Source organism: Microbacterium testaceum (assembly GCF_001476285.1).
In the GTDB taxonomy this organism is placed as follows: Bacteria; Actinomycetota; Actinomycetes; order Actinomycetales; family Microbacteriaceae; genus Microbacterium; species Microbacterium testaceum_B.
In genome coordinates, this window is sequence record NZ_LDRU01000022.1 from 1 (window position 1) to 10,473 (window position 10,473).

The 10,473-nt window shown below is 69.4% G+C and carries 7 protein-coding genes and 1 pseudogene; 7 read left to right on the forward strand and 1 reads right to left on the reverse strand.

The annotated features are described in order from the left end of the window. Nucleotides 1-787: pseudogene (locus tag NS283_RS04745) on the forward strand (1-pyrroline-5-carboxylate dehydrogenase); the annotation flags it as partial. A 228-nt stretch (nucleotides 788-1,015) separates the two neighbouring features. On the opposite strand, the gene NS283_RS04750 reads toward NS283_RS04745, so the two are convergent. After that, a complete protein-coding gene (locus NS283_RS04750) occupies nucleotides 1,016-3,112 on the reverse strand; it encodes an RICIN domain-containing protein (protein WP_058595737.1) in 2,097 nt (698 codons plus the stop codon). 197 nt (nucleotides 3,113-3,309) lie between these two features. On the opposite strand from NS283_RS04750, the gene NS283_RS04755 reads away from it, so the two are divergent. The 6 genes from NS283_RS04755 to arfA all read left to right on the forward strand — a co-directional run bounded on the left by NS283_RS04755 (nucleotide 3,310) and on the right by arfA (nucleotide 10,425). Beyond that, complete coding sequence (locus tag NS283_RS04755; RefSeq protein WP_058595738.1) at nucleotides 3,310-4,323, forward strand: LacI family DNA-binding transcriptional regulator; 1,014 nt, start codon at nucleotides 3,310-3,312, stop codon at nucleotides 4,321-4,323. A 137-nt stretch (nucleotides 4,324-4,460) separates the two neighbouring features. After that, complete coding sequence (locus NS283_RS04760; protein WP_241490558.1) at nucleotides 4,461-5,723, forward strand: ABC transporter substrate-binding protein; 1,263 nt, start codon at nucleotides 4,461-4,463, stop codon at nucleotides 5,721-5,723. A gap of 70 nt (nucleotides 5,724-5,793) precedes the next feature. After that, a complete protein-coding gene (locus NS283_RS04765) occupies nucleotides 5,794-6,756 on the forward strand; it encodes a carbohydrate ABC transporter permease (protein WP_058595739.1) in 963 nt (320 codons plus the stop codon). Further along, nucleotides 6,753-7,646, forward strand: a complete 894-nt coding sequence (locus NS283_RS04770) for a carbohydrate ABC transporter permease (RefSeq protein WP_058595740.1) — start codon at nucleotides 6,753-6,755, stop codon at nucleotides 7,644-7,646. The genes NS283_RS04765 and NS283_RS04770 overlap by 4 nt, the downstream gene beginning before the upstream one ends. Before the next feature lie 11 nt (nucleotides 7,647-7,657). Next, nucleotides 7,658-8,914, forward strand: coding sequence for a family 1 glycosylhydrolase (locus tag NS283_RS04775; RefSeq protein ID WP_058595741.1), 1,257 nt, complete (start codon nucleotides 7,658-7,660; stop codon nucleotides 8,912-8,914). Next, nucleotides 8,911-10,425 carry an arabinosylfuranosidase ArfA gene (arfA, locus tag NS283_RS04780; protein ID WP_058595742.1) on the forward strand — a complete coding sequence of 505 codons (1,515 nt, stop codon included), beginning with the start codon at nucleotides 8,911-8,913 and terminating at the stop codon, nucleotides 10,423-10,425. The genes NS283_RS04775 and arfA overlap by 4 nt, the downstream gene beginning before the upstream one ends. Nucleotides 10,426-10,473 lie beyond the last annotated feature (48 nt).

A 10,473-nucleotide genomic window follows, 5' to 3' on the forward strand; every position in this document is an offset into this window, starting at 1 on the left:
CGGCGGCGGGGCGAGGTCGGGGGGCCCGAACCGCCTGGTCACTCTCGGCTCTTGGCGGCCGTCGTCGGGCGGAGCGTCGTCGTCGACGCTGCACCTGCGGGGGCTCGACAGCCGCATCACCGCGTTGATCGAGGCCGCGCAGCCGACCCTGTCGTACGAGGCGTTCGACTGGCTGCGGCGCGGGGCGCTCTCGGACGCCGTCGCTTGGGACCGCGAGTTCGGCCGCGTGAAGGACGTCTCGCGTCTCGGCGTCGAGCGCAACCTCTGGCGCTACCGGCCCGCTGACGTCGCGGTGCGCGCGACCGCCGACGCCGCCTGGCAGTCGGTGCTGCGCGTGCTGGTCGCGGCGGTCCGCTCGGGCTCGACGTTCAGCCTGAGTTCTCCGGTGGGCCTTCCGGCAGCGGTCCGGCACCTGCTCGGAGACGCCGGTGTCGCGGTGTCGGTCGAGAGCGACGCGGAGTGGTTGCAGCGGTTGGCGGGTGGCATCCCGGATGCCGAGACCGCCGAGGGGGATGAGGAATCCGGGGTCCCCGACGCCGCCGACGAGCCCGCCTTCGTGGCGCCGCGCCCGACGCGCGTGCGCCTGGTGGGGCCCGCCGCGACGACGGCGGCGTTGCGCGACGCCGTGGCCGAGACGGTCGAGGGCGACGTGTCGCTGACGGTGTACGCCGACGAGGTGACCACCGCCGGCCGTCTCGAGCTGCTGCCGTTCCTCCGCGAGCAGGCGGTGTCGATCGCCGCCCTGCGCTTCGGTCACCGCGACGCGTGGAGCGCCGAGGTCATCTGACGCCGCTGGCGCCCACCGGCGCCGACGATGCCTCGCCGGACTGCGCCCCGCGGCATCGTCCGGGGTCGCTCGGACCCGCGTGATTCTGCCTCGAGCGTCCTTCGAGTGTCCAGAACACCCGGACCATTTCTCGAGGGGTCCGGGTGTTGCGGACACTCGACCCCGGAGGGTCCATGGCGTGGACGCCCGCTCGGCGTGCGACACCGCGCACGCCGAGCGAGCGCCGGGTTACTGAATGCCCTCGCGCACCAAGCGCCACTGCTGGCAGGCGAGGCCGTTCGCCGTCCACTGTTGCGCCACCGCGCCGTCGGCGGTCGAGCAGCCGTCGATCTCGAGGAGTTTCCCGCTGTTCGCGTTGGTGAAGGTCCACCACCCACCACTGGTCGCGGCGTTCCAGTTCTGCGTCGCGTTGCCGGTGGGACCCCACTGCGCGGCGTCGACGCCGTCCGCGGTCGCGGCGCCGGGGATCTCGAGCAGCTTGCCACTGTTGACGTTGACGATCTGCGTGGCCGACCCCGTGGGGCGTAACGTCCACCGCTGCGTCGCGTTTTCGGTCGGACCCCACTGGCCCACGGCCGCTCCGTCGGCGAGCGAGGCCGACGCGACCTCGAGCAGTTTCCCGCTGTTGCGGTTGACGATCTGGAACTGCGGGTCCAGCGTGCTGGAACGCCAGAGGTGCAGCGTGTCCAGCTCGGCGAAGCCCGTCCCCTTGGTGAAGCGGATGGTGTTGGTCCCCGCGGTGAGGGTCACGGTCTTCTGCGCCCACGCGTAGCGGCCCCAGTCGACGGTCGCGGGATACGAGATCGTCGAGCTCGTCCCGCCGTTCACGCTGACCCCGTGGCTCGAGGTGCTTCCGCTGCCGTTGTCGTAGCGGACGTTCAGCGTGTACTGACCGGCGGCGGGGACACGGACCGTGAACTGCACCGCGCTTCCGGCGTTGTTGATGTTGCCGACCTTGCGGCCGTTCGACGCCTGCGCGTGCGTGACGATGGTGGCATCCGTGATCGTCGCCTTCTCGGCTTCGTACTGCTGGGCGTCCACCGGGATCGACCCGACGCGGATGTCGTTCAGCCCGGTGGCGGTGTTCTCGACGTTCGTCGCCTGATAGAGGGTGCGGCCGTCGGTTCCGACGTCGAGACCCTGCGCGAAACCGCTGAAGTTGCCGCCCTGGGTGTCACTCGCGTCGTAGGTGACAGGCATCGGCAGACGCTCCCAGGCGCCCGCGCCCAGGTTGTAGTTGACGTACAGGTTCTGTCCGCCGTCGATGGCTCCCCCGGAGGTCAGCGACCACTTGGATGCCACGATGACCATGCCCTTCGGCCCCCCGCCGGGCACCCACTTCACGTACGGTGACGAGCCGATCCCGCGCCCGTCCGCGAGGCGGATCGGGGTGCCGATGGTGGTGGTGTCGCCCCAGTTCAGGCCGTCGGCGGAGATCTTGAAGTAGACCGGTGCGGTGTTCTGCGACTGGCTCGGGCGGTTGACGACCTCGAAGGTCGCGAGGTAGCGACCGTCGGGGAGCTTGGCGACGGTGATCATGCCCGGGCGATCGCTCTGGTTGGGCGGCGCCGACACGTTGGCCAGGGCGCCCCAGGTCTGCCCGCCGTCGGTGGAGCGGCGATACGACACGGCCTGCAGGACGCCGGACGCCTTCTGCCGCTCGTCGGAGTAGTACGCCACGAGACCCCCGCCGCCGTCGATCGCCAGGGAGGGTTCCCAGACCGTGGTCGTCGTCGACGACGGGCTGGGGTCGTAGACGGCCGGACCGCCGGCGTCGATCGTGCTGAGGAACGACCAGGTCGCCCCGCGATCCGCGCTCTTGTAGACGACGAGGCGGCTGCTCGAGCGGTCCTCCGGCATGATCATGCCGGTCAGCAGGAGGGTGCCCGCGGGGAGGGAGCCCGAGGCCTGGGGGAGTTCGTAGAGGAACGGCTGCGCCGTGCGGGTGTACCCGGGGAACGTGCTGCTGGGATCGACGTCGGTGATCTTCGTCCACGTCGATCCGTCGTCGGTGCTCCGGTAGATCGGGTAGACCTGTCGGCCGTTCTGGAGGACGAGCTTGTCGAAGGTGACGAGCTGCGTGCCGTTACCGGACCCACTGTTCTTCAGGACGACGATCTTCGCGTAGGTGGTGCCGGCCGGGGTGCCGCCCTCGGGGTTGAAGGACGATCCCGCCGGCGGCGAGTAGACGACGGCGCCATTGCCGGTGGTCACGGCCGAGGCGGGCGCGGCGGCGGCGATCCCGCCGATGGCCAGGACGGCCGCTGTGAGGGCGGCGGTGAGAAGGCGCGATCGTCGTCGCGCGAGGGGGGAGGGATGTGGCATGTTCTGTGCTCCTGAGGATGGGAGGAGGTTGCCGGTGCACGCCCGCGTCGGCGCGACGACCCGCTCGGTGCGGATGGAGTCTCGACACCGCTACTACAACGTTGTAGAGACGGGACGACCGTAAATGGCCGCGCGCTCCGTCGTCAAGACTTCCGTGTGCAACGTTGTAGAGTCTCGACCAGAACGAGGGGGATGCCATGACGGCGACGCTGCACGACGTGGCCCGCGCGGCCGGGGTGTCGATCAAGACGGTCTCGAACGTGATCAACAACTATCCGCACGTGCGCGACGCCACGCGCGAGCGGGTCGAAGCGGCGATCGACGAGCTCCAGTACCGCCCGAACCAGGCGGCGCGGAGTCTGCGTTCGGGTCGCACCGACATGATCGGGCTCATCGTCCCGGATCTGCGCAATCCCTACTTCGCCGAGCTCGCCGACGACGTCATGCGGGCGGCCCGCGCGCACGGGTTCTCGGTGCTCATCGAGCAGTTCGACGCCGATCGCGACAGCGAGCTGGCGGCGCTGCGGGGAGCGCGCCGACGGGGGCTCGACGGAGTGCTCTACTCGGTGCTCTCGCTCGGTGAAGACGACGCTCCCCTGCTCGACGAGGTGGGCATGCCCATGGTGCTGCTGGGGGAGCGGATCTTCCATTCCGCCCATGACCACGTGACCATGCGCAACACCGAGGCGGCACGCGAGGCCACTGCCCACCTGCTCGCCTCCGGTCGCCGGCGGGTGATCGCGCTCGGGTCTCACCCGGGCGAGATCGTGGGTTCGGCGGGGCTTCGCCTCCGCGGCTACGAGACCGCTCTCGACGAGGCGGGGGTCGCCGTCGACCCCGCTCTCGTGGTGCCGGTCGACCGCTGGCATCGCGTCGACGGGGCGGATGCGATGCGCGCGGTGCTCGATTCGGGCCTCGAGTTCGACGGCGTCGTCGCCTTCAACGACTCGATCGCGCTCGGTGCCATGCGCGTGATGCTCGAACGCGGCATCCGTATCCCCGACGAAGTGTCTCTCGTCGGGTTCGACGATCTCGACGAGACGCGGTACTCGCTGCCGGCCCTGACGACGATCGATCCCGGACGCTCCGAGATCGCGCGCGTCGCCGTGGAGCAGCTCGTCCGTCGCATCACCGGCGACGCCGCCGACGAGGAGCCGCGTGAGGTCCTCGTCGATTTCCGCCTGGTCGAGCGCGAATCCACGACCCGCTGAGTGCCGGCGCTTGACAACCTGTCACGGGCGGGCGATCATCCATTTACAACGTTTACCTCCATCGTTGTAAATTACACGTGCACCACGGTCGGCGCCCGAGCCGATAAGACGACGCAGTCACACGAAAGGCATCGAAGATGATGAAGCGCACCACCTCCGTCCTCGCGACGGTCGGCGCCGCGGCCCTGCTCCTGGCAGGTTGCTCCGGTTCGTCCGCCCCCGCGTCCGACGGCCCCACCGAGATCACGTTCTGGCACGGCTACACCGAGGCCGACGGCAAGGTCCTCGACCAGATCGTCGCCGACTTCAACGCCTCGCAGCAGCAGTACAAGATCACGACCGAGACCAAGACCTGGGCCGTCATCGACGACACCCTGCTGCCCGCGCTCAGCTCGAAGGAGGGCCCGCAGATCGTCGCGATGCCGGCCGAGCGCATGCCCGTCTACGCCGACCGCGGCGCGTTCGCCGACCTGACCGACTTCTACGGCTCCGCCGACAGCAACACGGCCGATCTCGTTCCCCAGGCCGTCGACATGGTGACCGTGGGTGGCACCCCCTACGGCGTGCCGACCGGGTTCGTCCCCCTCGCGATGTTCTACAACAAGGCGCTCTTCACCGCCGCCGGCATCACCGAGCCGCCCACCACGTGGGACGCCTGGGTCGCGGATGCCAAGAAGCTCACCGTCGACGAGAACGGAGACGGCACTCCCGAGCAGTACGGCGTCGCAATCCCCGACCACGCCACCGTCGCGAACGGTCTGTGGCCGAGCCTCCTCCTCAGCGGCGGTGGCCAGATCGTCGACGGCGGCGACAAAGCGGTCATCGACTCGCCCGAGAACGCCAAGACGATCCAGTACTGGACGGACGCGATCACCAAGGACAAGATCTCGCCCACCGGTCTCGACGGCATCGCCGCCGACCAGCTCTTCAGCTCGGGCAAGGCCGCCATGCACGTCGGCGGTCCGTGGATGGCATCCATCGCCAAGGAGAACAACATCGACTACGGCATCGCCGCTCTCCCCGCCGGCCCCGCCGAGCAGGCCGCCTCGGCCATCGGTGTGGCGATGGGCATCACGGAGTCGGCCGACGACCAGCAGCGTGCCGGTGCCGAGGCCTTCTTCACCTACTTCTTCCAGAAGGACGTCGCGACCCAGTGGTCGCTCGGCTCGGGATGGCCTCCCCTGCGCACCGACATCCCCCTCAGCGCGGTGGAGTCGAACCCCGTCGTGGCCGCCCTCAGCGAGATCGCCCCGACCGGTCGTGCGCTCCTGCCCGGTGTCGTGAACAGCGTCGACGTCATCACCGACATCGACGAGCTCACGCAGAAAGCGGTCGCGGGCGGCGACGTCGACGAACTCCTCTCGACGGCCCAGAGCAAGATCCAGCAGGCCATCAAGTGACGACCGCACGGGAGGGGTGCCCGCGTCACCCCTCCCGTGCCCTTTCGCCCGCTTCTCGAACAGGACGACCATGACCACTCACGCCCCGAGCGCGCCGCCCCGTCGGCGCGGGGCCTACCGGCCGCCGGCACCGATCGGCGGACGCGGGCCCCTGCGGCACAGCCCCCGCCACCGCCTCACCGTGGTCGCCTTCCTGACCCCGGCCATCGTGATCCTCACGGTCTTCGTCGCGTGGCCGATGGTCTCGGCCCTGCGCCTGTCGTTCACGGATGCCAGCGGCTTCGGCCGCGAGAAATTCGTCGGACTCGAGAACTACGCGCGGGTGTTCACCGACCCCGACATCGTGAGCGCGATGGGGAACACGGCCCTGTACGCGGTGCTGTTCACCCCGATCGCGATCGCTCTGGCGCTCGCGTTCGCCCTCCTGCTGAACAACCCGCTGCTGCCCCTGCGGGGCCTGTTCCGCACCGCGCTGTTCACCCCGTTCATCGTGTCGCTCGCTGTGGCCGCCTTCGCGTGGTCGTACCTGCTCGACCCGCAGATCGGTCTGCTGAACTACTGGCTCCGGGGTCTCGGCATCCAACTCGGAAACGTCCTGCAAGATCCGACTCTCGCCATGCCGGCCGTCGTCCTCGTCGCGGTCTGGAAGAGCTTCGGCTTCTACATGGTCATCTTCCTCGCCGGGCTCCAGGACATCCCGACGAGCCTGTACGAGGCCGCGCGCGTCGACGGAGCGAGCGCCTGGCAGCGCTTCCGCAGCATCACCTTCCCGATGCTCGGCAACACGATGGGCTTCGTCGTGATCGTCGCCCTGATCGCCGCACTGCAGGCCTTCGACCAGATCTACGTCATGACCGGCGGCGGCCCCTACGGCACCACCCAGACGATCGTCATGGAGATCTACCAGTCCGGCTTCCGCAAGCTCGAGCTCGGATTCGCCTCGGCGCTCTCCTACGTCCTGCTGCTCATCACCCTCGTGCTCAGCCTGACCCAGTTCCTCTTCTTCTCACGTCGAGAGAAGGATGCCGCATGACCGCCCTCGCTCCCGCCCCTTTCGCCTCGGCATCCGGCGTCTCCGCCCCGCGACGCTCGCCGCAGGCGCGTCGTCGACGCCTCGTCTCGGTGGCGCTGCTGATCGTGGTCGCCGCGGCGACCCTCGTGTTGATGCTGCCGATCCTCATCATCGTGTTCACGGCTTTCAAGCCCGTGGCCGAGGTGAACGCCTACCCTCCGACGCTCCTGCCCGGTCAGTGGACGCTCGACAACTTCGCGCGGATCTTCACCGAACTGCCGTTCGCGCGCCTGATCGCGAACAGCTTCGTCTTCGCGGGCGGGGTGACGCTCTTCGCGCTCGTGTTCGACTCGCTCGCCGCGTACGCGCTCGCCCGTCTCGACTTCCGCGGCAGTCGGCTGCTGCTGATCGCGATCATCGCGAGTCTCATGATCCCCTTCCAGGCCACGCTGATCCCGATCTACCAGCTCGTGTCCGACCTCGGATGGGTCAACTCCTATGCGGGACTCATCGCCCCGCGCGCGGCCGACGCGTTCGGCATCTTCTTCCTGCGGCAGTTCTTCCTCTCGCTTCCGCGCGATCTCGACAACGCGGCGCGCATCGACGGGGCGAGCGAGCTGCGCATCTTCCGCAGCATCGTGCTGCCCAACGCGGTGCCTGCGCTGCTCACGCTCGGGATCTTCACCTTCGTCAACAACTGGAACGACCTGCTGTGGCCGCTCGTGTTCACGACCGACTCCGAGATGGGCACGGTGACCTCCGGGCTGACGCTGCTGACCGGACCCGGCGGCATCATCCCGCAGGGGGTCATGATGGCGGGCTCGCTCATCGCGGTGCTGCCGCTGGCGATCCTGTTCCTGCTGATCCAGCGGCGGTTCGTCGAGAGCGTCGGAACGTCGGGACTGAAATGAGAGAGAAACCCATGTCGACGACCCCCTGGTACCGCGACGGCCGGTTGCACTTCGGTGCCGGCATCGAGAACACCTTCGTGCCGCAGGAGCGCCCGGGCGAGCGCGCGATCGACGAGTACGCCCTCACGGAGCACTACGAGCGATGGAGCGACGACCTCGATCTCGCCTCGTCGGTGGATGCCGAGTTCTTGCGCTGGGGGATCCCCTGGCACGTCGTGTCCCCCGAGCGCGGCCGGTGGGACTGGTCGTGGACCGACCGGGTGCTCGACGGCTTCGCCGCCCGCGGCATCCGTCCGATCGTCGATCTGCTGCACTACGGCACTCCGACGTGGATCGAGGGGGAGTTCGCGCACCCCGACTACGCGTCCTTCGTGGCCGAGTACGCGGCGCGGGCCGCGGAGCGGTATCGCGACCTCGCCACCGACTACACGCCGGTCAACGAGCCGATGCTCCACGCGCTGTTCAGCGGTGAGTACGCGTACTGGCCTCCGTACCGTCAGGGGCCCGCGGGACTCGTCGAGATCTCGACCGCGATCGCCCGCGGCTTCGTCGAGACCCAGCGTGCGGTGGCCGAGGTGCTCGGTGAGCGAGCCACCTTCGTCCACGTCGACGCGTCGATGCGGTACGCCGGCGACATCGATGCGCCCGAGCACCGCGAGACCGCCGAGCGATACCGCCACCAGGCCTTCCTCGTCGAAGACCTCGTGACCGGCGCGGTGGGGACGGACCACCCGCTCCTGCCCCTGCTGCGGGCACACGGGACCTCCGACGACACGCTCGCGTGGTTCGCCGAGAACTCCGTGCAGCCCGACGTGATGGGCGTCAACTACTACCCGCGGCACTCGACGGAACTGTTCGAGAGCGGCATCCATCACTCCGGGGGCTTCGCCGACCCGCGGCCCACGCGCGACGACGGCGTCGAGGGTCTGGCCGAGATGCTGCGCACCTACGCCGCCCGGTACGGTGCCCCGGTCATGCTCGCCGAGACCTGCGTGACCGACGACGTCGCGACCCGCCTGCGGTGGCTGGACGATTCCGTGGCCGCTGTCCAGGGGCTTCGCGCCGACGGCCTCGACGTCGTCGGCTACACCTGGTGGCCGTTGTTCGACATGTACGAGTGGACCTACCGGCACAGCGACGAGCCGCGGTCCGCCCACCTTCTGACCATGGGACTCCACGACCTCGTGGAGACCGAGACCGGGCTCGCGCGCCGCCGCAACCCCGTCGCCGACCGATTCGCCGAGTACGCATCCCGAGGAGCACGATGACCACCGCCCGCCTGACCCTCGACGCCCGATTCCCGATCGGGGCCGTCCGTCGTCGACTGTTCGGCGGTTTCGTCGAACACCTCGGCCGCCACGTCTACGACGGCATCTATGAGCCCGGCCACCCCCAGGCCGACGAGCAGGGCTTCCGCCGCGACGTGCTCGAGCTCGTGCGCGAGCTCGGGGTCTCGACGATCCGCTACCCCGGCGGCAACTTCGTCTCGGGTTTCCGGTGGGAAGACGGCGTCGGGCCGCGCGAGCAGCGCCCGCGCCGGCTCGACCTCGCGTGGCACTCGACCGAGACGAACGAGATCGGCCTCCACGAGTTCGCGGACTGGCTCGACAAGGCCGGCAGCGACCTGATGCTCGCCGTCAACCTCGGCACCCGGGGCGTCCTCGAGGCCCTCGACCTGCTCGAGTACAGCAACGTCCCCGGGGGTACCACGCTGTCGCAGCAGCGCATCGACAACGGCCGCGCCGAGCCGTTCGGCGTGCAGGTGTGGTGCCTCGGCAACGAGATGGACGGTCCCTGGCAGCTCGGCCATCGCTCCGCCGACGACTACGGCAAGATCGCCTCGCAGACCGCGAAGGGCATGCGTCAACTCGACCCCTCGATCGAGCTCGTGGTGTGCGGCTCCTCGGGGGCGTCGATGCCGACGTTCGGCGAGTGGGAGCGCGTCGTGCTGGAGCACACGTACGACGACGTCGACATGATCTCGTGCCACGCGTACTACCAGGAGCACGACGGCGACATCGACTCGTTCCTCGCCTCGTCGATCGACACCGACCGCTTCATCGAGGCCGTCGTCGCGACCGCCGACCACGTCGGCGCCGTGCGCGGCAGCGCGAAGAAGATCGACATCTCGTTCGACGAGTGGAACATCTGGTACCAGACCCGCTTCCACGACGTCGACCAGATCACCGGCGTCGACAACTGGCCGGTCGCCCCGCGTCTGCTCGAGGACGTGTACTCGGTTCTGGATGCCGTGGTCTTCGGCAGCCTCATGATCTCGCTGCTCAAGCACGCCGACCGCGTGGCATCCGCTTCCCTCGCCCAGCTCGTCAACGTGATCGCCCCGATCATGACCGAGCCGGGCGGACCGTCGTGGCGTCAGACGACGTTCTTCCCCTTCGCGATCACCTCGCGCCTCGCGCAGGGAGACGCGCTGCGTCTCCGGGTCGAGGGGCCGACCATCGAGACCGAGAAGTTCGGCGCGGTCCCCGCGGTGGACGCCGTCGCCACCCATGACGCCGAGACCGGGGCGACGGCGATCTTCCTCGTGCACCGCGGTCGCGACGGCGCCGTCGACCTCGCGATCGACATCAGCGGACTGGGCGACGTCGAGGTCGCCGAGGCGCACCTCCTCCACGACGACGACCCGTACGCGCGCAACACGCTCGAGGAGCCGGAGCGCGTGACGCCCGGAACCGTTGACGCCCGGGTGGACGGTGGCATCCTGCACGTCACGCTGCCGCCCATCGCGTGGGCCGCGATCTCGCTCGCTCGCGCGTGATGGCCTGACGCCGGGGGTGCCGGGGGCACCGGGGGCACCGGGGTGCCG

Coding starts and splice junctions, on each gene's coding strand:
- NS283_RS04765 (WP_058595739.1), top strand. CDS start 5,794: ATGACCACTCACGCCCCGAGCGCGCCGCCCCGTCGGCGCGGGGCCTAC.
- arfA (WP_058595742.1), top strand. CDS start 8,911: ATGACCACCGCCCGCCTGACCCTCGACGCCCGATTCCCGATCGGGGCC.
- NS283_RS04760 (WP_241490558.1), top strand. CDS start 4,461: ATGATGAAGCGCACCACCTCCGTCCTCGCGACGGTCGGCGCCGCGGCC.
- NS283_RS04750 (WP_058595737.1), bottom strand. CDS start 3,112: ATGCCACATCCCTCCCCCCTCGCGCGACGACGATCGCGCCTTCTCACC.
- NS283_RS04770 (WP_058595740.1), top strand. CDS start 6,753: ATGACCGCCCTCGCTCCCGCCCCTTTCGCCTCGGCATCCGGCGTCTCC.
- NS283_RS04755 (WP_058595738.1), top strand. CDS start 3,310: ATGACGGCGACGCTGCACGACGTGGCCCGCGCGGCCGGGGTGTCGATC.
- NS283_RS04775 (WP_058595741.1), top strand. CDS start 7,658: ATGTCGACGACCCCCTGGTACCGCGACGGCCGGTTGCACTTCGGTGCC.